Origin of the sequence: Shewanella violacea DSS12 (assembly GCF_000091325.1) — a bacterium.
In the GTDB taxonomy this organism is placed as follows: Bacteria; Pseudomonadota; Gammaproteobacteria; order Enterobacterales; family Shewanellaceae; genus Shewanella; species Shewanella violacea.
In genome coordinates, this window is record NC_014012.1 from 3,941,409 (window position 1) to 3,964,725 (window position 23,317).

Below are 23,317 nucleotides of genomic sequence, written 5' to 3' on the forward strand. Positions count from 1 at the left end.
AGCTATAAGTGGTAAACAGCCTTGAGCGAGAAACGATAAGTTAATCTGACAGCCATAGATAAAAAAGAGGCCTAAGCCCCCTCTTACACCGTCCCTAGTGTTCGGGGATAAGTACTTCCTATACACACCCCCTCTTACACAATCCCAGGCTTTTACAAATTATTTTAAGCCGTTATAGCCTTAGGATTTGCACCATATTCATTCTCACCTATGCTGTCCAGCACGTAGAAAACTAATAGAACTATGGAGCCAATAAGCGGTATTAAACCAATTAACTGCCACCAGCCTGAACGTCCGGTATCGTGTAGGCGACGAGCTGAAATCGCAATCGTCGGTATCAAGAGACCTAATGCCAGCACGGTTGAAAATATCATAGTGCCCAACATGGCATCTATAACCACAGCAATGACGTAGAAAATGAAATAGAACAGGATATACATCCAGAACTCTTTACGACGAGCCCGACCTGTAAAGTCTGCATATTTCTTTAACGCACCAATAAAATATTCCATATCTTTCCTTGTATTTGAATCCATTATTTACATTGAGTGTTTAAAACACCGGTTACCATAAAGCATTTCTCATTTAAAATATGCGAATAAACGCAAATTTACCCTCTATTCGACTACAGCCTGTCCTCTGTGCTCTTGCAGCTCTTTATAAATAATACTCCAGGCTTAAATATTGCTTGGGTATCACCTAGCCTGGGCTAATAGCATGAAACTGAAGAGATATAGCCCGTATATCGTCTCCATGGGATTGTAAATTTATCAGTGTTCCAAGATGATTCAATTATTCATAAGCCATTAATATTTACAGATTAAACACTATTAACAAGCTAGAGTTATACTAGGTAAACACTAAGATTTAAAAACACATTTCACGATAACGATTCTCATTAGCGTTACTTTTCATTAATATAGATCTGTGTTTTATACACTTATAATCAAAAATAAGGATTTCAAATGAAAATCTCAATCAATCGTCTTAAGACGATTAGCGCAGTGGGTTTACTCGGTTTCAGTGCACTATTCGGTATGTCGTCTAGTGCTATGGCTCATGCCAATGAATGTGAACTTAAGATTAGCGCTAACGACGCTATGCAGTACGACACCAAAGAACTCAGTGTCCCAGCAAGCTGTAAAGAGGTCACACTGACACTGACTCATTCAGGTCAGCTACCAAAAGCTGCCATGGGCCATAACTGGGTACTAACCAAGGCTGCAGATATGCAAGCAGTAGCCAACGACGGCATGGGCGCAGGCGTAGATAAAAACTATGTCAAAGACGGCGACACTCGTGTTATCGCTCACACAGATGTAGTAGGCGGCGGTAGCTCAAGCAGCATCACCTTCAGCACTGAAGGCATGAGTGCATCTGAAGCTTACAAGTTTTTCTGCTCATTCCCTGGTCACTGGGCAATCATGCAGGGCAGCTTTATTATTAAAGCTTAAACTTATGCCTAACGGCTTAAGATAGAGCGAATATGCTGTAAGGCTCGAAGGCTGCAAGTCCTCAAGCCTTACAGCCGCTCTTTATTTTCCAGCCTTAGCGCCATCTTTAACCACAACATCCACACCTATAGCGCTGCAATATTTTTCAAGCAATTCTTGTATCAATCCCCATAGTATCCTGAGATCCAAGGCCGTAATAATGATGGTTTATCTCGCCTTGAGCATGAAAATATTTGCATAGTGCTAGCCAGTCCTAACTTGTTATACCGATTGGTATTAACCCCCCAGAAAGACTCGCTAAAGAGTAAGTTAATTTAATCAGAGCTGCTAGGCTTAGAGTTCCTAGGATCCGAAATCTTATTATTAAATATTAGCTCTTAGTTTCTAGGAACTTCCTTCAAATAGTGAAAAGGAATTTCTATGCAAAGCTTGTGGCATGCCCAAACAGCCAGTCAATTCACTACACCTCTCGAATTGAGAGTTTATACCTCGCGTCTTTTAGGCCAGGAACCTGCTCTGGTGCTACATGGCGGCGGCAATACTTCGGTAAAGACTCAAGTTAACAACCTGTTCGGTGAGCCTGAAGATATACTATTTGTTAAGGGTAGCGGTTGGGATTTAGAGACCATAGAAGCCGCGGGCTTCGCTCCGGTAAAAATGCATGTGTTATTGAAAATGGCGCAGCTTACTGAACTGAGCGATAGCGATATGGTCAAGTATCAACGCGCCGCCATGATAGATCCCAATGCGCCTAATCCCTCGGTTGAAGCCATACTCCACGCCATTATTCCTTTCGCCTTTGTGGATCATACCCACACAGACGCAGTTGTGACCCTGACGAATACCTCAAATGCAGAATCCTTTATAGAGCAAGTCTATGGTAAGCGGGTCTTAGTTATCCCCTATGTGATGCCGGGCTTTGCGCTGGCTAAGCGGGTTTATAAGATGACCCAAGACATCGACTGGCAATCAATAGAGGGGCTCGTGCTAATGAACCACGGCCTATTTACCTTTAGCGACGATGCCAAGACAGCTTACGAGAACACCATCAAACTGGTGACTGAAGCCGAAAAATTTATCGAAGCAAATTTGTGCATCAATGCCGAAGAGCGCGAAGAGGCGGATGAAAAGAGCCTTGAGTACCTAGATGAGAACATTAATATTGATCTGCTTGAGCTCGCCAAAATACGTAAATTGGTGTCGGCGCAAAAAGGTTATGCGCAAGTAGCCCTGCTCAATAGTAGCAAGGGATCATGTCATATTGCCTCACATCCTGAACTTAAAAGTATCGCCAACCGTGGCCCTCTGACACCGGACCACGTCATTCGCACTAAACGTGTTCCCGCTATTTTAAGTGATAATATCGAGGCCGAACTCTGCGGTTATGCCCAAGACTACATCGAATACTTTGACCGCTACCAGAGCGGTCAAACCATACTTAACTATGCGCCTAGTTTTGCTATCTGGCAGGGAAAAGCTGCCATCTCTTTTGGTAAAACCGTCAACCAGGCCTTAATCATCGAAGATATCACCAGCCATACCTTCGATGCCATATTAACCGCCGAAGCCCTTGGTGGTTATCAGGCTCTGAGCCCGGCAGATATCTTCGCTGTAGAATACTGGGAGCTTGAACAGGCCAAGCTGAAAAAAGGCCCGTTCTCACATGACAAACCCTTGCTCGGTAAGGTCGCCATGGTAACTACTGCCGCTACTCAGGTGGGGCAAGCCGTTGTGGCCCATATGGAAATTCTGGGCGCTAACGTGGTCGAGCTCGGTGAGCATTTAGAATTTGATACTTTAGATAAGTGCCAGGAAGCGGCCGAAACTGCCATCATAGATTATGGCGGATTAGACATAGTTATCTGCCTTGGGGACGACCCATCTAACCTTATGTTACTCAAAGCCTGTGAAGCCTTTTTAGAGCACGGCATTAACCCTAGAGTCTTATGCGTCAACCACGGCTCTTTACCTGTCATGAGCGATAACATTATCGAGGTGCTACACCTCAACTGTTCAGCAAGCCCGACATTAGTCTCACTGAATGGCTCAACAAGTTTAGTACAAAAGACCAATGGCGAGCATCTGGAAACTGGCGTATTCAACCTGCTCAGCGCGATAACCATGATGTTGTCGAACGAATATGTGCCCCACGAAGAGGGGGTATCGGTTTAAAAGCTGAGAAGTGGCGAGTTCGAGACAGAGCCAAGAAAGTATCGAGGATCAGCCGTAGCTAGAAATTCTTAATCAAGGAGTGATGATGGAAAACTATCTGTTAGCCATTGATGCGGGAACCGGCAGCGGCCGTGCCGTGCTGTTTGATTTGCAAGGACGGCAAATTTCCGTGGGACAAGAGGAGTGGCTGCACTTAGCTGAACCTGGGGTGGATAACTCCATGGGCTTCGATTTCGATAATGACTGGCCGTTACTGTGTCGCTGTATCAAGCAAGCCATAGATAACGCCAATATTTCTCCCAAGCAGATCATCGCCATTTCCGCAACAAGTATGCGTGAAGCCATAGTGGTGTTTGATAAAACTGGCACAGAAATCTGGGCCGTCGCCAATGTCGATGCCAGAGCCTCTCAGCAAGTCATGGCATTGAAAGAATCCTCACCGGATATCGAATATCGTGATTATCAACAGTCGGGGCAAACCTTCGCTCTGGGCGCCCTGCCCCGCTTGCTATGGCTCAAAGAGCATCATCCCGAGCTGTATAACCAAGCCCATTCGGTTGCCATGCTCAGCGACTGGGTCCTAGCGAAACTGAGTGGTGTTATCGCAACTGACCCATCCAATGCGGGCACAACTGGGATCTTCTCCCTGGCCACGAGAAACTGGGTGCCAGAGATGGCAGAAGAGGTTGGCCTTAACCCTAAGATATTCCCCCCCGTGGTCGAAACAGGCACCAAGATAGGCGAAGTCACCGCACAAGCCGCCAGAGAATCAGGCCTGAGAATAGGCACGGCCGTAGTCATGGGCGGCGGCGATGTACAGCTAGGTGCTGCTGGACTAGGAGTCGTCAATCTAGGAGATATTGCAGTGCTGGGCGGCAGTTTCTGGCAACAGGTGGTTAATATCGACGCCAAGATGCCACCACCGGAAGATATGTCCATTAGGGTCAATCCTCACGTGATCACCGGACTCTCTCAGGCCGAGGGCATCACATTTTTTAGCGGCTTAGTGATGCACTGGTTTGTGGATGCCTTCTGTCATTTAGAGAAACTGCTAGCCGAAGAACGCGGTATAGACGTCTATGCCTATATGGAAGAGCTAGCCCAGAAAGTGCCTGTGGGCAGCTATGACATCTTGCCGATATTCTCCGATGCCATGCATTACAGCCACTGGTATCACGCCGCCCCTTCCTTTATCAATCTGTCACTGGATGCAGACAAGAGCAAGCCCGCTTGTCTGTTTCGTAGCCTGCAAGAGAATGCCTGTATTGTCTCGGCCATTAACCTCGAAAATATTCAGGCGTTTAGTAAACCCAATACTGAGACAGCAGGCTCAGTCAATGGCAGTAACCCAAGCGAAGTTGAACAAGTGATAGTGTTTGCAGGCGGTGCCAGCAAGGGATTTCTCTGGCCGCAGATCCTCGCAGATGTCACTGGCAAGAAAGTCAAAGTCCCTAACGTTAAGGAAGCCACATCTCTGGGCTGCGCCATGGCCGCCGGAGTCGGTGTGGGCATTTATGCCAGCATCAAACAGGCGGCCGACTCGATTGTAAGCTGGGAAAAAGAATACCAGCCCAACATGGACAACCATGTGAAGTATCAAGCGTTAAAAGAGAAGTGGATTCAGGTCTATGAGCAACAATTAAAACTGGTCGATAACGGATTAACCAAGTCAATGTGGCAAGCACCTGGATTATAAGAGTTTTAAGTTTTAAGTTTTAAGTTTTAAGCAATGATACTTAAATCAGCTTTTTATTTCACTTACCGCTTATCACTTACGACTTATAGCTTTATCCAAAACAACATTAGGAACCCCTATGTACTTAACCAATGAATCTGAGCATGACTATCGCTTCGGCGAGTATGGGCCTAAATACCTGACCAATGGCCCGAGAGTTCACTTCGGCATTGTGGTGATAACCCCAGGCGAAGCTCATCCTTGCCATAAGCATAAGACTCAGGAAGAATCATTCTTGGTACTCGAGGGCGAATGTGCCGTTTATGTGGATGGTGAACGTGTGCTAATCAAGCAAGGTGATTATCTGCGCTGCGAACCTGGTGAATCTCACCTGTTCAGAAACGAAAGCGATAAAGACTTTAAATCTGTCTTCGTCAAAGCGCCCTATCGCGCCGAGAAAGACAGTATCTACATCGACTGGCAACCAGGCCAGCCCTTCTTAAAAGAAGAGTGAAGCAAGGATAAAACAAGGCCCTACGTTCTAGGGCCTAGAATCTCGGCGCTAGAATCTAAGAACCCGCTTGATGTAACTTAAATACCGCTTGTTTAAGCGCCTGCTTGAGTTCATCATTTTTAAGCTCGCCTTTTTCAATATCGAAGTTATCGAAGAAGCTTGGGATAGACAGGCTGGCTTTCACATCAGCGGCAAAATAGGGGGCAGAACCTGCGGCCGCAGTTAATACCGATTTAGCGCCTCCAGGACCAGGAGAAGTCGCGAGCAATACCATGGGCTTATTCTGGAACACCTTCATATCTATGCGTGACGTCCAATCGAACAGGTTCTTATAAGCTGCTGTGTATGAACCATTATGCTCGGCAAATGAGATGATGATGCCATCAGCTTCGCCCAGTTTGGCAAAGAACTTCTGCGCCAGCTCAGGCTGGCCTAGCTCCTCTTCCCTGTCTTGGCTGAAGATAGGCATCTCATAATCATTGATATCGAGTATCTCAACCTCGGCACCTTCCACCAGTGAAGCGGCGTAGGTAGCGAGTTGCTTGTTGATAGACTTAGAGCTGTTGCTGGCTGCGAATGCTAATATTTTCATCATAATTCCTCTGTTTTTAATTGAGTAATAACGCCCAGGGCTGCTTTTCTAGAGCCGCTCAGTGCTGATTTTCTAGGGCCGCTCAGGGCTAATTTTCTAGAGCCGCTCAGGGCTGTTCTTGATTTAGTTAAAATGCTTAGGGCTGACTTTATTCACCAGCCCCTCAAGGCTATAGTGACCCGCAAGGCTGGCTAGCATTGCTGTGGGTCGATAGTTCTGAATCTTGGCTACAAGAGCGGGTATATAAATATGTGCTGCACATGGCTGCACTGGCACAGGCTAGCCCCATAAAAGACAGCAATACCGCCGGGGAGTGCGCATGGGATAAACTGATCCCCGCGCTAAAGACCGCACCTAAGGCAAACTGACAGAGTCCAAATACGCCCGATATTGCCCCACCTTGAGTCGGATAAAATGACATAGCCGCTGAAATCGCATTAGCCGAAATCATCCCGAGCAAGATATTAAACATGAATACGCTAATAACGATTGCCGTTAACGGGGCTTGCATCTGTGCTAATACAAAAAATAGAAAACTCAATGGTCCTAGAAACAAACCAGCAATAATGGCTTTCTTATTGGGGGGGACCTTAGCGAATACCTTAGCACTTAATAGGCTGCCTGATATCATAGCCAAGGCATTTAAACCTAATAAATAGCTATAATTTTCAGCACTGACCTTAAAGAAATCGATATAAACAAAGGCAGACCCGGCAACAAATGAGAATAGCGCCGCAAAACCAAAGCCACCAAGAAAGATAAAGGCTATGGGTAATGGCTGTTTAAATATGGCGATAAAGTCCGTAAGTGATGAACTGGCTATTTGTTCAGTTTGGTCATTGCCGACTCTCTTGTTCAGAAACTTTCCATTCGAGGCTTTGCTATTCGGTGCTTTACTATTAACAGTTTCAAGCTTTTCACTGTGGGTAAATAAGCTCAACACAAAGGCAAAGACACCCACTCCGGCAAGGACATAGAAGATCTCTTCCCAGCTGCCATGCTTAAGTATTTGACCACCTATCATAGGTGCGACCAAAGGTGCGATAACCACAGTAGCCATCACATAAGTGATTATCTGCGAACCCTTTTGAATATCGAATTTTTGCTGGATCATGGCAAAACATACCACTGAACTTGCTCCGCCAATTGCCTGAAACATACGGGTCAGGTATAGCCCCTCTGCCGTTTCAACCATAGGCAGGGCCAAACTTGAAAGGGTAAAAATAACTAACCCCGACAACAGCAAATTTAATTTATTAAACCTGTCTGCTAGTAAACCAAACACAGGCTGAGCCAATGCAAAGGCTAACAAGAATACTGCCACCGACATCTCCATATCGTTGATAGAGACCTTCAATGAACTCGCCATTGAAGGTAAGGCTGGCAGATACATATCGATTGCTAGAGGCGATAAGCCAAATAGCAGAGCTGTGACTAAAATATAGAGCTTTACGTTTTGCTGCATAGCATCTCCTTATGCCTATTTTGCTTAGTAGAACTTAAAAGTTCCAAACCTAGCCTCAGACACGAATCATATTTGTTACATAGAATGGGGATAAGTGTATATTGTTCGTTATTCGAGATTAATAACCTTAATTGACAAAGACTATTTCCATATGACTATGAATAAGCTTTTTGATGGTGTCATGGTATTCACCCAAGTGGTGAAAACCGGTGGTTTCTCGGCGGCGGCTGAGCTGATGGGTCATTCAACCTCTTATATCAGTAAGGAGGTGAGTAAGCTCGAAGAGCGGCTTGGCGTACGTTTACTCAATCGCACCACTCGCTCCATAGGTCTGACACCTGAAGGCAAGGCTTATTATCAGGAATGTCAGCAGTTAGTCGCCGATGCCGAGCAAGCGGTGAATATGCTGACCCAACACGAGGTTGCGCCTAAAGGCACCCTAAGACTTAGCACTCCGGTGGGATTTGGCAATAATTACCTGCAGCCGATCTTGGCTGAATATATGCGCCTCTATCCCAATGTTTCCCTAGATCTTGATTTGAACGATCGTAAAGTTGACGTGGTCGCTGAAGGTTACGATCTTGCCATACGTGCCTCGCTGCAGCTGGAGGAATCTAGCCTCATCTGTCGTAAGGTATTTAGCTGTAAAGGTTATATTGTCGCCAGTCCGGGATACCTGTCTAAACATGGTCACCCTCACCACCCACAAGAATTAAGCCGCCATAACTGCTTCTGTTACAGCAATCATAAATCACCCAATAAATGGCAATTTAATGATAAAGAGGGTAAGCCTTATACCGTAGAGGTTAGGCAAAAATTGGTCTGTAACAGCGCCGAAATGGAGTTAGCCCTGGTGTTAGATGATCTGGGGATCTGCCGATTACCTATGTTCTACATGGAGGATAAGATCAAATCAGGCAAGCTGGTGATCCTGTTTGAAGAGCTTCCCGCACCAGAAATAGATGTATTTGTGGTGTATCCGAGTCGCAAACATCAGTCACCCAAAGTAAGGGCTTTTATCGATTTAACCGTCGATTACCTTGCTACCAGATGAAGCCTAATTAGCCTGCCAGAAGAAACCACTTTACCGACAAGATAAAATAACGTTTAAATACAACCTATTACTTAGTTAGCATTCATCTAGTTTGAATCTAAAATCACATAGTCAATCAGCACACTTTTTAAGGTCACTAATGGTGCCACTTATTCCTATGCTTATATCGGCGCCTATGATGGCTAAGCTTTAAAGATGGATATTTGAGTCGAATTATTCGGACCGTTTTATGATGGATAACGCCAAGTTCAGGTCTTGTAACCTTGGATTGAAATAGAACTTGTTGAGCATAATAACGCTCTCTACGTCGATGAGAATGAGTTTGAAAACGGCCAAGCAAGCTTAGAGTTAAAACCTCTTTGGCCTAGCATCTGATAACTACTGCACTGGGTAGTGCTAATGCAGATCTATTGATTAGCAAGTTAACGGGGAAAGGCAGCGCCATGCTGTCCCTTTTTTATGTCTATATAGGCCGAATATAGCAGCTACTCCCGCCCTAAGGCGTCACCTAAGGGCTCAAAATAAGCAATCAAGGCGCTGAATATCTGCTGGCGATGCTGCGCATCTGGGTAACCTCCCGCATCGGCGAGCTTAGAGCCCAAGGTCTCATCGACTAGGTAAGGGTTACTTATCTCTGGATAGGACTCGATACAAGCTTCAAATGCCCGAGCCATCAACTCTGTGGGTTTAGAGAAATATTGCCGGCCATATTGATTATCTAACGCCACCGCGCGGTCAACATACTCATGACTGTCTTGACCATCATGGGTCAAAAATGTCGTCGCAAATACCCGCTCGAGTCGCTGATTTAACGGATGCTTTATCGAAGTGGCATCTCCCAGCCAACAACTGCTGGCGAAAGAGGCACCACCCGCGCCTCTATGGGGATTAATTCGAAACGCTTTGCCTGCTATGTAATGATCGTAAGCATGCCAAAATTCATGGGCTAATGCGCCAGCTCCAGCATTTTTAGCCAGGGCCAATTCACGCCCGGCGGGCATATAATGAGCCTGAACCCCTGGCTGACCACCGCTACCGAAGGCAAGGTTGAGGGTTTGTCTGAGCCCGATAGCAATTGGAGGCAGTTTCAGCATAAAAGCCAGATCGGCTAAAGAGTCAAAGATAAGGTTAGCCGCCTTGTGCTTCTCGTCTTCCTCGACCCAACTTCCTAAGCGGATATGATTCAGGCCGAAGGTCTCTTTGATATCGTGAAAGCTCACCTGCTCATCGAAACGATAATCTGGGCCAACTCGATTATAGGTTTTATTTATTAGCACACGCTATCCAACTTGGGTCATATTTTTGCATTATAGACCTACAAGCTCTTAAGCAAAAACTTATTGGATTGATCCTATAAGTTAGGGGCCAAGTTCAGATAATTAAGGCAGAGACAGACCATTAGGTTAGTCATCTTGTCGGTGACAAGACTCATTATGATCACCAAAATATTAGCACTACCCGAATCATTCCCAGGTCTATTATGTCTATGATTGCGGCCATGTATACGAGCATGACAATCGGACTAGCCGATAAATACCTTGTCAGCTTAAGCTACAGACTCGTCGACAAGGCCAAAACTAGTACTTAGATTAGCCTAGGTAAGCCTTTAAAAATGACAAACATCTCAACTGTAAATAACGGTCAAAATATGGCATAATATTGCGCAGAAAAAAGCTAGTAAATGCTTGTCGTAACGCTTAGGAACCCCATAATGACGCAGATCACCCTACTTACTCCCGATGATTGGCACCTTCACTTCCGTGACGGTGATATGTTGCAAGAAACTGTCCCGGCTACCGCCAGACTTTTCCAACGTGCTATCGTCATGCCAAACCTGTTACCACCGGTAACAGATGCCAAGATGGTCAATGCCTACCGTGAGCGCATTTTAGCGGCGCGTCCACAAGGTTCAAGCTTCGAACCTCTAATGACGCTTTTCCTGACTAACGACACCAGCAAGCAAGATATAATAGATGCAAAAGCGGCTGGCGTTGTGGCGGCTAAACTGTATCCGGCAGGCGCTACCACTAACTCAGATGCTGCGGTAAAGGCTCTCGATAGCCTCTTCCCTATCTTTGAGAAAATGGCTGAGATTGGTATGCTGCTGCTGGTTCACGGTGAAGTAACCGAGTCCCATATCGATATCTTCGACCGTGAAGCGATATTTATCGAGCGCAACCTGACTCGCATCGTCGACGCTTTCCCAAGCCTTAAAATAGTGTTCGAGCATATCACCACTAAAGAAGCCGCCGAGTTTGTCATGAGCGCCTCTGACAATGTAGCTGCCACCATCACGCCACAGCATTTACTGCTAAACCGTAACGACTTGTTGGTCGGCGGTATACGTCCACACAACTTCTGTCTGCCTGTGCTTAAGCGCAACATTCATCAAGATGCATTGCGTGCGGCAGTAGCTACTGGTTCTAATAAATTTTTCTTAGGCACAGATTCTGCGCCACACGAGAAGCATCGCAAAGAGTCGGCTTGTGGCTGCGCCGGTTGTTACAGCGCCTGGAGTGCACTCGAGCTTTATGCTCAGGTATTTGATGACTTGGGCGTTATTGACAAGCTTGAAGGTTTTGCCAGTACTCACGGTGCAGACTTCTACGGTTTGCCGAGAAACACCAGCACAGTAACCTTAGTTAAAGAGACCTGGACGGTTCCGAGTGAGATCATCTTGCCAAACGGCAATCCAATCGTCCCCTTCTTCGCTGGCGAAGAAGTTAGCTGGAAGGTGAAAACTTAAAGCCCCCAGAAAAGAATTGCGAGTAAGACTCGCAATTCTTAGCTCGACATTCCTAACCTAACACTCCTCAACTTTCCTACCAGCCTAACCATCATTCATGGTTGTAACTAAGGCTTGTAACTAAACCTTCTACAACAAGCAATTTAAGCAAAGATAAAGCTGTAGAGGTAACCTGCGCCAATCGCCATGCCCAATATCACAGCCAGAAAAGCGGCAATCATCTGGTTCTTAAATATCGACTTGAGCAAAATCACTTCGGTCAAACTCGCACCGGCACTACCTATAATCAATGCCATCACAGAACCCAAAGCCATGCCTTTCTGTACTAAGGCCGCACTTAAGGGGATCACAGCTTCGGCGCGAATATAGAGCGGAATACCGATAATCGCAGCGACAGGAATCGCATACCAGATACCCTCGCCCGCATACTTAGCAATCAGCTCAGTCGGAATAAAACCATAGATGAAAGAACCCAGTGTGATACCCAGTAGCAAGTAAGGCAGTACCTGTTTAAAGTCCTTCCAGGTTGAGCGCCAGATCCGCATCCAACGACTCTCTGATTTTTCTATTTTACCTACTCTTTCTGCATTAGCACTTTCAGTTCCACATGATGGACGAGTACCCAGTGAAGAGCCCACACTTGTAGCCTCACTTGTTATAGCGGCTCCACAGCCACTGGCTTCCATGGCTAATACTGGAGCCGATTGAGCCGCAACTACGCACGCTCTCACAGGCTCAAGATCAGACTTTTGCTCAGAAAAACTGTTTTTAGCATCATTGCACCATGTACCACAGCTTGATGTTTCGACCGCTTCATAGGCTTCGGGTCGTACATAACGCTCGAATCCCAACTTCTCCAGCACGAAACCTGATGTAACGGCTACCACTAGGGCGACGGTAAAGTAGAACAGTGCCACTTTGACGCCGAAGGTCACCACGAACAGACCTATGATCACCGGATTGAGCAAGGGGCTAGAGAAGAGGAACACCATCATGGGGCCAAACCCCGCTCTCGCCCTGAGTAACCCTTTGAGGAAAGGGATGGTCGAGCATGAACAAAATGGTGTTATCGCTCCCAAGAGTGCGGCAATTACATAACCTCTGCCGTTACGGGAGCTCAATATGGATTGAATTTTTTCAGGGGTAATAAACTCCTGTAGTACACCAACCAAGTAACTGATAACCAGAAATAGGATGATAAGTTCGCTTGCCAGAAAGGCAAACATGTTTGCGGCCTCACGGGCCATGGCTAAGATTTCAGGAGTCATAATAATTTCCACCCAGCTTAAAGTTTTAAATTTCATTTCGAATAATGTGGAAATATTAATTGAAATAAAACTTCTGTCAAACTATTATTCCAGAATAGTCGAAATGAATAACACCAAGGAATGACGTTATGATAGATAACAAGATGAGAACGCCAGTGGCTGATGCCATTGAATGGGCGCTATTACAAGGACTAAGCTTTAAAGTTACTCAAGATACTGCAGCCCACACGGCATTTAGCTTCACACCAGCTTCCATAGATAAAGGACGATTTGAACAGCTTAAATCGAGTACACCTCTTCTGGGACGTTTAATCCATGCCGTATCTGAAGAGCCTCTTTTTCTCCAAGAGGCCATATCTCCCGTCGCCAGTGGCGATGCTTTTTTTGATGCTCTGCTGAAGATGCAGACTCAGCTCTATAGCAAGGGGACAAAACCAAAACGTTTACCGCTGCTTATCATGCGCAGTGACTTTATGGATGATGCCGAATCTGGTCCAAAACTCATCGAATTTAATGGTATAGCCGCCGGAATGGGACCCTTTGGTCAGAAAATTAGCCAGCTACACAGCTACCTGAATAATCAGTGGCCCAAGGCCTACTCCACTTGGTCAGCCGCCGAAAATGGAGAGTCTATCGACAACCCCGCAATAGAGCGGCTTTCAAAAGGTATTGCCCAGGCAACAATGCAGATAAAGCGTGAGTTTAATGATGAAGGGCCGGCTACATTTCTGATGATAATTCAATCAAACGAAGACAATGTATTTGATCAACATATGCTGGAGCAAGCACTGCAGTCTCTGGGTATAAGGACCATAAGACGCACCTTCCGAGAACTCCATGGCCAGCTCACTTCGGCTCCGGGCGAACGTCTGATTTTAGACGGTGTAGGCTCCATAGATACCGTCTATTTACGTGCCGGATATGAATATTGTGATTACGCCGCCAAGGATATTCTGGGCCTGGTTTGTTGTGAAGCCTTGATGCAAACCCGGGTCTTTATCGAGCAACACAGGGTTGCGGTTAATGCCACTGTCAGTCAACAACTAGCCACCAGTAAACGTGTGCAGATGTTGCTCACAGCCATGGACCCAGAAGCACTGACTCAATTTGGTCTCAAGCTCAATGAAGCAAAAACAGTAAAACAGCTCATGGGCGAGATGTTAGCCGTGGATAAGGACAGTGCAGTTTGGCTAGCAGCACGCTCCAGTGAAGATTGGGTGCTAAAGAATCAGGGAGAAGGCGGCGGTCACTGCATTTTCGATAAAGACATAGTGCCAAAACTTAGAAACTTGCAGCCCCATGAATATCAGGCCTGGTCCTTGATGCGCCGTCTACACCCCAGACCAAGAACTACGCCAGCTTTGCTGGTTAGAAAAGGAGAAGTCACTGTAGTGAATGATCTGATCAGTGAGATAGGTATTTTCACCCTACATATTCAGGGCCTACCAGTCAGCGAAGAAGCAGGTTATTGCGGCTATCTCATCCGAAGTAAATCTGCCGGTACAACTGAGGGAGGAGTACATACAGGCATGGGAGTACTAGACTCCCTGGTTTACACAACTTAAAGCAGAAACTTTTGATAAGGGCCTGTCTGTTTACAGGCCCTTTATCAACTAGCACTTGTTTCAGCTTCCAGAGATGACCTCATCATAGGAGCAAGATTGTTCGTCTATGCAACATTCATCCTGAAGAAAACCAATAACACCTTCTAGCTTGGAGAAATCAGCGACGCAGAAAAGCGTGCGGCCTTCCCGCCTCTGGGAAAGCAAGCCAGCAGAGACCAGACTTGAGATATGATGGGAGAGTGTAGAGCCTGGGATCTGCAGTTGCTCCTGCAAGCTGCCTACGGCTACCCCTTGAAACCCGGCACGAACCACACGCTTAAAAATAGTTAATCTTGTAGTATGACCTAACTCTTTTAGCGCCTTAGCGACGACTTCAATATCCATCATATTTCTGCTCTCTCAAACTCAGCTAACTTTGATATTTCGATTTTAGCAGAAACATAAACCTAAGCACAAACAATTGAGAAATCATCAGTCATCCGGTTACCTAAGCTTTATATCGGCTAAAACATAGGTTCTGCCCCTTATACACGATATAATCCCAACAGAAGCTTATTTAGAATCCAGCTTAATAAATACATACCTTTGAGAGTTAAGAAAATGGCAAGAACCGCTGCTGCACTGCACATATTAGTCAAACATAAAGAGCAAGCCGAAGACATCATCAAGCAATTGAAAAAAGGCGTTAAATTCGATGTGTTAGCCAAAAAGCACTCATCTTGCCCATCGGGTAAGAAAGGCGGCAGCCTAGGCGAGTTCAAGAAAGGTCAGATGGTGCCTCAGTTTGATAAGGTCTGCTTTACCGGTGAGCTAATCACACCGCATTTAGTCAAGACTAAGTTCGGCTGGCATGTAATAAAGGTTCTTTACCGGACTTAATTAAAACTTCTGAATTGGTAGATAAAGGTCAGATGGGTTTATACCTGCCATTCGATAAGGTCTGCTTTACCGGTGAGCTTAAAACGCCTCAAGTTAGTCAAAACCCTCTTAATGAAGAGATGGGGCTGGCATGTGATTAAGGTTATTTACCGGACTTAATTAAAACTTCTGAATTGGTAGATAAAGGTCAGATGGGTTTATACCTCCCATTCGATAAGGTCTGCTTTACCGGTGAGCTAATCACACCACATTTAGTCAAGACTAAGTTCGGCTGGCATGTGATTAAGGTTCTTTACCGGACTTAAAAGAGAGAAGGTCGCTGCGCGACTCCGAGAACGACCTTAGGTCTGCGAGTCCGTGACTTCGTCACTAGGAGTACGGCCTGCGGCCTCCGAGAACAAGCTTTACTCTTCTCTCGCAGCCAACTTGTTGGCATTCTCGTAGTGAGCTTGCGAACGTTCTCGAAGGGAACTGGTTCCCGTTCTCGTCAAAGCGAGAAAGCGATTTTGCTCGCAGCCAACTTGTTGGCGTTCTCGTAGTGAGCTTGCGAACGTTCTCGAAGGGAACTTGTTCCCGTTCTCGTAGCGTAGCGAACTCAAAGCGAAGCCTTCTGCCTTTATCTCGCCATATCCAATAGTATGCGTAATAAGGGCTCAGGCTTATCTAAGCTGGCATCATGACCGCAATCATCCAAGTAAATAGCTTGGGTATGATAAAAATGGGCTAAAGCTTGTCCACAACTGGGGTGAGCCAGCCGGTCTCGTTTAGCTACTATTACAGTCACTGGGACATTTACAGGGACACTCTCTTGGCCCTTTACCTGGCCCTTTACAAAGCCATGGTCAATAACCGGGGCATCAAACAAGGCGCACGCAACTAGCTGCCTAAAGCCATTTAATACCCAAGTATGACCTAGCTGTCGATAATGACTCCAGTCTCGTATCAGCTTAATATCATCACCCCTGCATTCGCTGGTAAACTGGATAACTGTTGCTTCTACTAAGCTGACACCAGAAAGCTCCCCATTAAGCCAGCGTCTGCCAGTACCCCAAGCTGACTTAATTAAAGCGCTTAACTGAAAACGGCGGTACCAAGGCGATAGATTGGCGGCGCTACTGTTGATCAGCACCACCCGCTGCACTCGCTCTGGTTTATGCTTTGCCATCTCAAGTGCCAACATGCCCCCCATAGAAAGTCCCACCAGACAGACAGGCTCGAGCACTTCTCTTGTCGCCCCCGCGTTTAACACCTCATCAATCTGCGCCCAAACATAGTTGGCATAGGCTGAGATATTCAAGGGACTGTTAATCTCGGCCAAGGTGCCATTGCCGGGCAAGTCTGGCGTGATAACCTGAACTCCCGTCGCCGCGAGCCGTTGCGTGAATCCATACCAGTGACGACGGTCTCGCATCAAGCCCCTGAGTAACACGAATATCATCTATTCACCTCGATAAGTAAGCAGTTACAGCAAGCTATGTCATTTAGCCCTGAAGCCTCTAGGGTCATGGATTATAGGTCATAGTTCAGCAGCGCAAGTTGTGCTCGCAAGCGGTATTATTTAACCCAGTAGCGATGAGCGTCATGGGTCAGCAGCCCAAGTTGTGCTGGCGAAACCTGCTCCAACACTCGCCCGTAAGCCGAGTCCATAAGAAATTGCATCAAGATAAAATGACGCCGCAATATCCTGTGATGCCTGTGGGGTTTCTGCGGGTTGAAGTAACCCGAGAAACTCAATACCTGCCGGGGATTCTTTCGCAGCCAGGCCCAGGAACCCATCTCTAATGTTAGGGGAATAAAGGGAGCCGTTCCTGTGTTATTCACCACTAAATAGTCCCAAATATCGCCATGGGTACGATAAAAATGACTCTGTGGCCCTAGCCTATAGTGCCCATGATGAGGGTAAGCCGCCTCAAACAGTCGCTTAAGATGATAGATATATCCCATGCCTTCGAAGGGCTTATCGCTATGGGCGTAAGGGAACCAGATATGGTCATTTAATCCAAAACCCGAGTGAGCATCCAGGCAGAGCAAGCTGGTGCTTTCGAGCTGTAATCCCTTCACATACTGAATCAAAGCCGAGGTCTCGGCCTCCATCTCCCCCGAGCCTCGATACCAGGGCAGCTTAGGCGACAGCCTTTGCCCCCCAAGCATAAAGGTCACCTTGCCACTCGCCTCTATGGGGGCATTGCGCATCAAGTCGACGTTATTGCCATTGCCGCGACTGCCGCGAAGAAATCCTAGCGGATTAACCACAGGCACGAAGGCTAAGCGTATCTCTTTGAGTAAGGCTTGCAGGTGAGTATCCCAAGGTAAACGATTGAGCAGACTGGAGAGAAAGGCCAACACCACCTGAGCACCAATCCGCTCGACGCCGTGCACCCCGCCGACAAACAGCACAGTAGGACAAGGCTTGTCTTGTTGACCTAGCTCAATGGCTGTAACGGCAAGGGGCTCGCCTCGATAGCTAAGATCGACTAAAGATTGATGGCGGAACCTATCTTGATGTTGCGCCACAAGGCGCTTGAGGGTATCTAGCTCGAAAGCATGTTCGAATGAAAACTTTGCCATTAGTCAGTTAAGTGGTGACAGATGATGAAACCAGACTAGCCATTGAATGAGACAAGAGGATGACAACCCCCTCTCTTTCTCTTTCTCTTTCCCTATCCCTGCGATCACGGATAAATACCTCCAGATACAAAAAGGGCAGCACACAGTGCCGCCCTAGTTTAATCAGATTGAACCGTTAAATTAAGACTCAGTCTCAGCCTCTGATTTTACAGGTTTGCGCTTCTGGTGCGCTAAGATAAGTGCGATCAAAGAGATGACGCCTACTGCGATACCCACAGGTTGACTGAGCGGCTGAGGCAAGCCCAGCCCAATGCCTGCAGTCATAATGTAAGACACGGTCACACTGGTTCCACCAATGGCTGGCAGGCTGACGATCCAATGGAATGCGCCTCGGTCGAATAGATACTTAGTGGCGAGCCAGAGTACGCTGGTCGATAGCAACATATTCGAGAAGGCAAAGTATCGCCAGATAAGCGTGAAATCGATCTTAGTCATAAAGTAGGCGATGACCAAAATAGGCACGGCAACCAAGAGACGATTACGAACGTTCTGCGGGATTTTGAAGGCATCGATTATGGTCAATCGCAGCGATCTAAACGCCGTATCCCCGGAAGTGATCGGGAAAACAGCTACAGCGATAATCGCCATTATGCCACCAGCAACGCCAAGGTAGGTGGTCGCAACTTGGTTAACCACCATTCCTGGACCACCTAGATCCAGTATTGATTTAAGCTCCATGTAACCACCCGGGAATGCAGCGATACCCGCCAGCGCCCATACACAAGCCACTATGCCTTCGCACATCATGGCGCCATAGTAGACAGGACGGACATATTTTTCATTGGTAAGACAACGGGCCATTATCGGCGCTTGGGTCGAATGGAAGCCACTGATAGCACCACAGGTAATGGTCACAAATAGCAGAGGCCAAACCGGCAATCCATCTGGATTAGGTTCCAACAGGTCATTGTTATAATGGCTATGATCAAAGTAGGCGAAGATGTCTCCCACTTCAGGTAATTGAGGGGCACTAATCAATAAAGCCACCGCAATAGACACTGTCATGACTATCATCAATAGACCAAATATCGGGTATAGCTTAGTGATGATCTTATCGATAGGCAGCATGGTCGCCAAGAAATAATAGGCCAGAATGACCAATACCCAGAAGGTGTTATTCGCGAGAATAGTCCCTTTAAAGTATTCTAAGTTACTCAATAATCCCGCTGGGCTCATGATGAACACCACGCCGACGAAGAACAGCAACATGGCAGTAAAAATAAGCATCACGCCTTTAGCGTACACATTGAAATAGCGTCCGGCTATCTCGGGAAGACTCTTGCCGTCCTCTTTAATGCTAAGCACACCGGAGAAATAATCGTGAACTGCGCCACCAATTATATTGCCTAAAACGATCCACACCAGAGCAATTGGACCATAGATGGCACCTAAGATGGGGCCAAAAATTGGCCCGACACCGGCAATATTGAGAAACTGAATTAAGAAGGCTTTCACCGGATGGACTTCGACATAATCGACTCCATCGGCAAAGCGAGCTTGAGGGGTCTTGGCATTCTTATCGATCCCCGCCTGGCGTTCTACAAAAGGACTGTAGAACTTATAAGCGAGTAGCAACAAGGCAATGCAGATAATGAATATAAGCATTTTTATCATCCATACTTTGTAGTGTAAATTCCAACGAGTGTCCGCCAGTTCCGACATCAGGTCAAGCAACATAACACTATACATAAGTCTAACCTGAGCAGGTCTAAAGGCTGGTGTAATTGGGTTTTAAGGATTCACAAAAATAGAGGAGATTAAGGGGGAAGTGAAAATAATGCGAGACTAAGGTTACAAATAAAAACCCATAAGCCTATGGGAATTAAGATTTAATAAACCGCACAATCTGTTTATTGGACTCTAGCAAAGACTCGCTAGGCCCATATATTGATATGAGCCTCAGCCTTTCCTACAGATTTTATACCTGCTTACTGCATTTATATTTATTTACTCCATAGGCGCGGAAATACCGGCAAGGGCTCGGGTAAACCTGGTTTCTACCGCCGGAGAATGGTCGAACCGCTCAAATCCTTTAATCATGACGTTGTCTAGTCGAGAGAGTCGCTCATCCAATGATGGGTGCGTCTTAAACATCATGGCTATACCTGCATCATCTGGATTAATCATCTGCAAGGAGTGCAAGGCAGCGGGTAAACCATAGGGGTCATAACCGGCTCTCGCGGCTAACACCACACCCATAGCATCGGACTCAAACTCATCATCCTTATCTAAGCCACGAATATATATCTCGGTGCCTGCGGTAACGAGTTTAAGAGATTGGGTATCTTCCTCCTTGGCCGTTAATATCACGCTGGTAATATCTGTCAAGGCTCTCATGCCACTGGTGTTTTTCAACACATTCAAATGGTGCCTACGCAAGACATGAGATATCTCATGGCCAAGCACGCCCGCCAGTTCGGCCTCATTATTGAGCCTGAGCAACAAACCTTTAGTGATCACTATATAGCCACCGGGAGCGGCGAAGGCATTGATGCTCATGTCGTCCATTACGGCAAAGCTCCAGGGTAAATTCGGTCGCTCCGAATGCATGCTCACCCAGCGACCGACCTTATTGACATAGCTCTGTACCTCTTGGTCTGCCAATAGGGGAGCAACGCCGAGCAAGTTAGTGGCAATCTCTTGTCCTAGAAGGATTTCGGCCTCCTCATCCACTTCAGTCAATGCATCTGAGGTATGGCCGATGGCGGAAAGGCTTTTACCAATATCGATATTATTTATCACTAAGCCCTGAGTCGAGCAGGCACTCGAAATGATCGCAAGCATAAGTAATATGCCAGTTCCTCTTGATGTACTCATGACTTGCCTCCCAAGATTTTATCGGAAATCTTCTCTGAGCTAGATGCTGAAGTTTGCCCAGAGGATTTCACTGATACAGTGACATAGTCTCGCTCTTGCTCATTGAGCTTCTCCTCTCTGGCAAAAGATTGCGCATCCTTTGCCGATACTGCGAAGGATTGCATCGCCTTAAATGCCTGGGGGTTAGGGCTAGGGTCGGAAAACTTATTTTCGTCGAGGCCACGTGAAGCCGTGGTCACTGTGCTACTACTGCTTCCCGTGGTCACTAGGTTAAATACCTGCTTGGTGCCAACAAAGGAATCCGATGTCTGCAGTGACTGCAGCTCATAACGCACACTGAACATCTTCACCCAGCCTGTGAGTGTTTCGGCCTGAATTTCCAACCAACTTGACTGCCTAGACAGCACATCAACAGAGAGCGCCTCGGCCAATATTTTAAGCGTGGCCGCGTCGCTATAGGGCTTAGCCTTAAGCTCAGTATCCCGCACTAGGCTGGCCTTATCCCGACTCGCTACCTCCTGGCTAGCCAACTTTTGACTCAAGGTGATGCTGGTCATCGCCATTAAGGGCAATACCAGCCAGAATGATATGCGTTTATGCTTCATTAAAGATCGTTTCATAAGACTCATTCCCTATTTACAGGGCGCTCCGGATCAGAAAATTTAACCGCCTTGGTCGGTGCAAACAGCTCAACGTCTTTTGCCCGCCCCTTAACCTTATAGAAGCCGAATGGCTCGAAGTCAAAGTGCTCACCACAAAGTCTCTTGGTGTCGCTCGACACCAAGATTCTCGAAACCCCCTTAGTCAATCCTTCGATCCTACTGGCCAAATTTACCGTATCGCCAATGGCGGTATATTCCTTACGTTGATCTGAGCCAATAAGGCCGACAACAGCCGGGCCTGAATGTATGCCAATGCCTACATCAAAATCGGCATCTTGCTCGCCCAACTCCTGTTTAAACAGTTGCAGCACCTCAGCCATTTCCAGAGCGGCATTAACCGCATTAACCGCATGCTGCTTATCATCTAAGGGGGCGCCCCAAAATGCCATGATGCAGTCACCGATGAACTTGTCCAATGAGCCTCCATGTTTAAACACCACTGCCACCTGCAAGGTAAAATAACGGTTCAACAGGCTAACCACTTCCTGGGGGGAGCGATTCTCAGACAGACTGGTAAAGCCGCGAATGTCGGAGAAAAGCACAGATATCTCCCGACTCTCTCCCTCACGGCTCAGGCCTTCACTGGACACCAGCTCTTTGACTACCAAGGGGTTAACGAAGCGACTAAAAAGCCTGATCGCCTTCTGCCTCGATTGACGCTCAATCAAGTATTCCCTCAGCGCCAAAGAGAAGTAATACAGCCACACCAACACCAGAGGCGTGAGTAAATGTAGTAAGAGTAACTGACTCAAAAATAGATAGCTGATGAGTAAAGACAACACACTGGCACTCAGGAGTGATACCCCAACAGAGATGGCATTGAGCCTAAGCAAGAAGCAGACGTACACAGATACAATCGAGCCCAGTGAGAGCAGCAGATAACTCCACCTCGGGAGGAGAGTCATATAGCGCTGATTCTTGAGGTTATCTATGGCGGTGGCGAGAATGTCCAAGCCTGAATATAGGCTATCGATAGGCGTAACCCGGATATCATGGAGCGCCGAGGCATCGGCACCTATGATAACTATCTTCCCGGCTAACTCGTTTGGCTCCCGCTGGGGGGTTTCTCGATTAAAATCATCATAGAGATCTGCATAGGAAAATCGTCGATAGGGATTCTTAGCACCGCTCCATGACAAGACGATATGATCAATCTTGGGCACATGATAACCAAGTTCACTCACCACCTTTGCAGGGAGAGAAGGCATCAACCAGCCATAAAGGTTCTGATACACATCATACTTGCGGCCCACACCATCGCTGTCGTTGAGAAAATTAACCGTACCAAGACGCCAATACTTAGTCGCTATCGCCAAAGGAGGCATGAGTGCGGCTCTCGCGTTAGGTAGCGCTAACTCAGTTTTAATCAGACCTAGTCTCTCGGCAACCTGGGATAATAGGGGGCCATTTTTATCTTGCTCAGAGGAGAGTCTGATTAGGGCAAAGAAGATGTTTTTCTTACCCTCTAACGCCTGATTAAACATGGTATCGCTTTCGATTCGGTAAAGATCCCGCTCGACGAAGGAGAGATCGAATACTATGGCCTCAGGACCTTGCTTACTGATCCCCTCTATCATTTCACCATGGACTGAACGCGGCCAGAACCAACTGCCAACCTTATCTTCCATACGAGCCAGACTGGCATCATCGATATTGACGATCACAACATCAGGATCTGGCTCTGTATTGCGGGCATGTATCTTTACTAAAAAATCCGAGAGCCCGAACTCCAATGGATGCAGGGTCTGCAACCAGAGTGTCTCGATACAAACCAAGAATAAGGTAAATACAGTAAACACATTGAGGAAGTGACCTCTGTTAGTCAT

At 46.8% G+C, this 23,317-nt stretch carries 20 protein-coding genes and 1 pseudogene; 9 read left to right on the plus strand and 12 right to left on the minus strand.

Annotation, left to right across the window (positions count from 1 at the left end):
- Positions 1-164: 164 nt before the first annotated feature.
- A complete protein-coding gene (locus tag SVI_RS16440) occupies positions 165-512 on the minus strand; it encodes a DUF805 domain-containing protein (protein ID WP_013052741.1) in 348 nt (115 codons plus the stop codon).
- Positions 513-1,037: 525 nt separating this feature from the next.
- On the opposite strand from SVI_RS16440, the gene azu reads away from it, so the two are divergent.
- The 4 genes from azu to SVI_RS16460 all read left to right on the plus strand — a co-directional run bounded on the left by azu (position 1,038) and on the right by SVI_RS16460 (position 5,815).
- On the plus strand, positions 1,038-1,454 hold the full coding sequence (azu, locus tag SVI_RS16445; RefSeq protein ID WP_408005176.1) for an azurin: 417 nt from the start codon (positions 1,038-1,040) through the stop codon (positions 1,452-1,454).
- A 420-nt stretch (positions 1,455-1,874) separates the two neighbouring features.
- Positions 1,875-3,626 (plus strand): bifunctional aldolase/short-chain dehydrogenase, encoded by a 1,752-nt coding sequence (locus tag SVI_RS16450; RefSeq protein ID WP_013052744.1) that lies wholly within the window; start codon positions 1,875-1,877, stop codon positions 3,624-3,626.
- An 82-nt stretch (positions 3,627-3,708) separates the two neighbouring features.
- The gene (gene lsrK / locus SVI_RS16455; protein ID WP_231847740.1) at positions 3,709-5,322 is read left to right on the plus strand and encodes an autoinducer-2 kinase; all 1,614 of its coding nucleotides are present in this window, start codon (positions 3,709-3,711) and stop codon (positions 5,320-5,322) included.
- Between the two features lie 118 nt (positions 5,323-5,440).
- Positions 5,441-5,815, plus strand: a complete 375-nt coding sequence (locus tag SVI_RS16460; RefSeq protein WP_013052746.1) for a cupin domain-containing protein — start codon at positions 5,441-5,443, stop codon at positions 5,813-5,815.
- 55 nt (positions 5,816-5,870) lie between these two features.
- On the opposite strand, the gene SVI_RS16465 is transcribed toward SVI_RS16460, so the two are convergent.
- Together SVI_RS16465 and SVI_RS16470 are read right to left on the minus strand one after the other, a co-directional pair.
- Positions 5,871-6,407, minus strand: coding sequence for an NADPH-dependent FMN reductase (locus SVI_RS16465; RefSeq protein WP_013052747.1), 537 nt, complete (start codon positions 6,405-6,407; stop codon positions 5,871-5,873).
- Positions 6,408-6,576: 169 nt separating this feature from the next.
- The gene (locus tag SVI_RS16470; RefSeq protein ID WP_013052748.1) at positions 6,577-7,872 is read right to left on the minus strand and encodes a multidrug effflux MFS transporter; all 1,296 of its coding nucleotides are present in this window, start codon (positions 7,870-7,872) and stop codon (positions 6,577-6,579) included.
- A gap of 151 nt (positions 7,873-8,023) precedes the next feature.
- Here SVI_RS16470 and SVI_RS16475 point away from each other — a divergent pair, with 151 nt between their 5' ends.
- The gene (locus tag SVI_RS16475) at positions 8,024-8,926 is read left to right on the plus strand and encodes a LysR family transcriptional regulator (RefSeq protein ID WP_013052749.1); all 903 of its coding nucleotides are present in this window, start codon (positions 8,024-8,026) and stop codon (positions 8,924-8,926) included.
- Between the two features lie 485 nt (positions 8,927-9,411).
- On the opposite strand, the gene SVI_RS16480 is transcribed toward SVI_RS16475, so the two are convergent.
- Positions 9,412-10,203 (minus strand): CLCA_X family protein, encoded by a 792-nt coding sequence (locus SVI_RS16480; RefSeq protein WP_013052750.1) that lies wholly within the window; start codon positions 10,201-10,203, stop codon positions 9,412-9,414.
- Positions 10,204-10,637: 434 nt separating this feature from the next.
- On the opposite strand from SVI_RS16480, the gene pyrC reads away from it, so the two are divergent.
- Positions 10,638-11,672 carry a dihydroorotase gene (pyrC, locus tag SVI_RS16485; RefSeq protein WP_013052752.1) on the plus strand — a complete coding sequence of 345 codons (1,035 nt, stop codon included), beginning with the start codon at positions 10,638-10,640 and terminating at the stop codon, positions 11,670-11,672.
- Between the two features lie 143 nt (positions 11,673-11,815).
- On the opposite strand, the gene SVI_RS16490 is transcribed toward pyrC, so the two are convergent.
- Positions 11,816-12,940 (minus strand): permease, encoded by a 1,125-nt coding sequence (locus SVI_RS16490; protein WP_041420037.1) that lies wholly within the window; start codon positions 12,938-12,940, stop codon positions 11,816-11,818.
- Positions 12,941-13,068: 128 nt separating this feature from the next.
- Between SVI_RS16490 and SVI_RS16495 the strand changes: the two genes are divergently transcribed.
- Positions 13,069-14,505, plus strand: a complete 1,437-nt coding sequence (locus SVI_RS16495; protein ID WP_013052754.1) for a glutathione synthase — start codon at positions 13,069-13,071, stop codon at positions 14,503-14,505.
- Between the two features lie 60 nt (positions 14,506-14,565).
- Here the strand turns inward: SVI_RS16495 and SVI_RS16500 are convergent, their stop codons facing one another.
- Positions 14,566-14,889 (minus strand): ArsR/SmtB family transcription factor, encoded by a 324-nt coding sequence (locus tag SVI_RS16500; protein ID WP_013052755.1) that lies wholly within the window; start codon positions 14,887-14,889, stop codon positions 14,566-14,568.
- 216 nt (positions 14,890-15,105) lie between these two features.
- Here SVI_RS16500 and ppiC point away from each other — a divergent pair, with 216 nt between their 5' ends.
- Positions 15,106-15,384 (plus strand): peptidylprolyl isomerase PpiC, encoded by a 279-nt coding sequence (ppiC, locus tag SVI_RS16505; protein ID WP_005495777.1) that lies wholly within the window; start codon positions 15,106-15,108, stop codon positions 15,382-15,384.
- 209 nt (positions 15,385-15,593) lie between these two features.
- Positions 15,594-15,689: pseudogene (locus SVI_RS21750) on the plus strand (peptidylprolyl isomerase); the annotation flags it as partial.
- 311 nt (positions 15,690-16,000) lie between these two features.
- Here the strand turns inward: SVI_RS21750 and SVI_RS16510 are convergent.
- From SVI_RS16510 to SVI_RS16535, 6 genes are all read right to left on the minus strand, one after another.
- Positions 16,001-16,822 (minus strand): alpha/beta fold hydrolase, encoded by an 822-nt coding sequence (locus tag SVI_RS16510; protein ID WP_013052758.1) that lies wholly within the window; start codon positions 16,820-16,822, stop codon positions 16,001-16,003.
- A 116-nt stretch (positions 16,823-16,938) separates the two neighbouring features.
- A complete protein-coding gene (locus SVI_RS16515) occupies positions 16,939-17,952 on the minus strand; it encodes a DUF2817 domain-containing protein (protein ID WP_013052759.1) in 1,014 nt (337 codons plus the stop codon).
- A gap of 180 nt (positions 17,953-18,132) precedes the next feature.
- On the minus strand, positions 18,133-19,617 hold the full coding sequence (locus tag SVI_RS16520; protein WP_041420038.1) for a carbon starvation CstA family protein: 1,485 nt from the start codon (positions 19,615-19,617) through the stop codon (positions 18,133-18,135).
- 342 nt (positions 19,618-19,959) lie between these two features.
- The gene (locus tag SVI_RS16525; protein ID WP_013052761.1) at positions 19,960-20,829 is read right to left on the minus strand and encodes a M48 family metalloprotease; all 870 of its coding nucleotides are present in this window, start codon (positions 20,827-20,829) and stop codon (positions 19,960-19,962) included.
- Entirely contained in the window at positions 20,826-21,449 is a 624-nt protein-coding gene (locus SVI_RS16530; RefSeq protein WP_197532048.1) for a hypothetical protein, read from the minus strand. Before SVI_RS16530 ends, SVI_RS16525 begins: the two co-directional genes overlap by 4 nt.
- A gap of 5 nt (positions 21,450-21,454) precedes the next feature.
- Positions 21,455-23,317: an adenylate/guanylate cyclase domain-containing protein gene (locus SVI_RS16535; protein ID WP_013052763.1), complete on the minus strand. Its 1,863-nt coding sequence runs from the start codon at positions 23,315-23,317 to the stop codon at positions 21,455-21,457.

Excerpts from the sequence above, each read along its gene's own strand:
- pyrC (WP_013052752.1), top strand. The coding sequence starts at position 10,638 with ATGACGCAGATCACCCTACTTACTCCCGATGATTGGCACCTTCACTTC.
- SVI_RS16520 (WP_041420038.1), bottom strand. The coding sequence starts at position 19,617 with ATGCTTATATTCATTATCTGCATTGCCTTGTTGCTACTCGCTTATAAG.
- SVI_RS16470 (WP_013052748.1), bottom strand. The coding sequence starts at position 7,872 with ATGCAGCAAAACGTAAAGCTCTATATTTTAGTCACAGCTCTGCTATTT.
- SVI_RS16495 (WP_013052754.1), top strand. The coding sequence starts at position 13,069 with ATGATAGATAACAAGATGAGAACGCCAGTGGCTGATGCCATTGAATGG.
- SVI_RS16530 (WP_197532048.1), bottom strand. The coding sequence starts at position 21,449 with ATGAAACGATCTTTAATGAAGCATAAACGCATATCATTCTGGCTGGTA.
- ppiC (WP_005495777.1), top strand. The coding sequence starts at position 15,106 with ATGGCAAGAACCGCTGCTGCACTGCACATATTAGTCAAACATAAAGAG.
- SVI_RS16490 (WP_041420037.1), bottom strand. The coding sequence starts at position 12,940 with ATGACTCCTGAAATCTTAGCCATGGCCCGTGAGGCCGCAAACATGTTT.
- SVI_RS16475 (WP_013052749.1), top strand. The coding sequence starts at position 8,024 with ATGACTATGAATAAGCTTTTTGATGGTGTCATGGTATTCACCCAAGTG.
- azu (WP_408005176.1), top strand. The coding sequence starts at position 1,038 with ATGTCGTCTAGTGCTATGGCTCATGCCAATGAATGTGAACTTAAGATT.
- lsrK (WP_231847740.1), top strand. The coding sequence starts at position 3,709 with ATGATGGAAAACTATCTGTTAGCCATTGATGCGGGAACCGGCAGCGGC.
- SVI_RS16460 (WP_013052746.1), top strand. The coding sequence starts at position 5,441 with ATGTACTTAACCAATGAATCTGAGCATGACTATCGCTTCGGCGAGTAT.
- SVI_RS16510 (WP_013052758.1), bottom strand. The coding sequence starts at position 16,822 with ATGATATTCGTGTTACTCAGGGGCTTGATGCGAGACCGTCGTCACTGG.
- SVI_RS16500 (WP_013052755.1), bottom strand. The coding sequence starts at position 14,889 with ATGGATATTGAAGTCGTCGCTAAGGCGCTAAAAGAGTTAGGTCATACT.
- SVI_RS16515 (WP_013052759.1), bottom strand. The coding sequence starts at position 17,952 with ATGGCAAAGTTTTCATTCGAACATGCTTTCGAGCTAGATACCCTCAAG.
- SVI_RS16440 (WP_013052741.1), bottom strand. The coding sequence starts at position 512 with ATGGAATATTTTATTGGTGCGTTAAAGAAATATGCAGACTTTACAGGT.
- SVI_RS16465 (WP_013052747.1), bottom strand. The coding sequence starts at position 6,407 with ATGAAAATATTAGCATTCGCAGCCAGCAACAGCTCTAAGTCTATCAAC.
- SVI_RS16535 (WP_013052763.1), bottom strand. The coding sequence starts at position 23,317 with ATGACTAACAGAGGTCACTTCCTCAATGTGTTTACTGTATTTACCTTA.
- SVI_RS16450 (WP_013052744.1), top strand. The coding sequence starts at position 1,875 with ATGCAAAGCTTGTGGCATGCCCAAACAGCCAGTCAATTCACTACACCT.
- SVI_RS16525 (WP_013052761.1), bottom strand. The coding sequence starts at position 20,829 with ATGAGTACATCAAGAGGAACTGGCATATTACTTATGCTTGCGATCATT.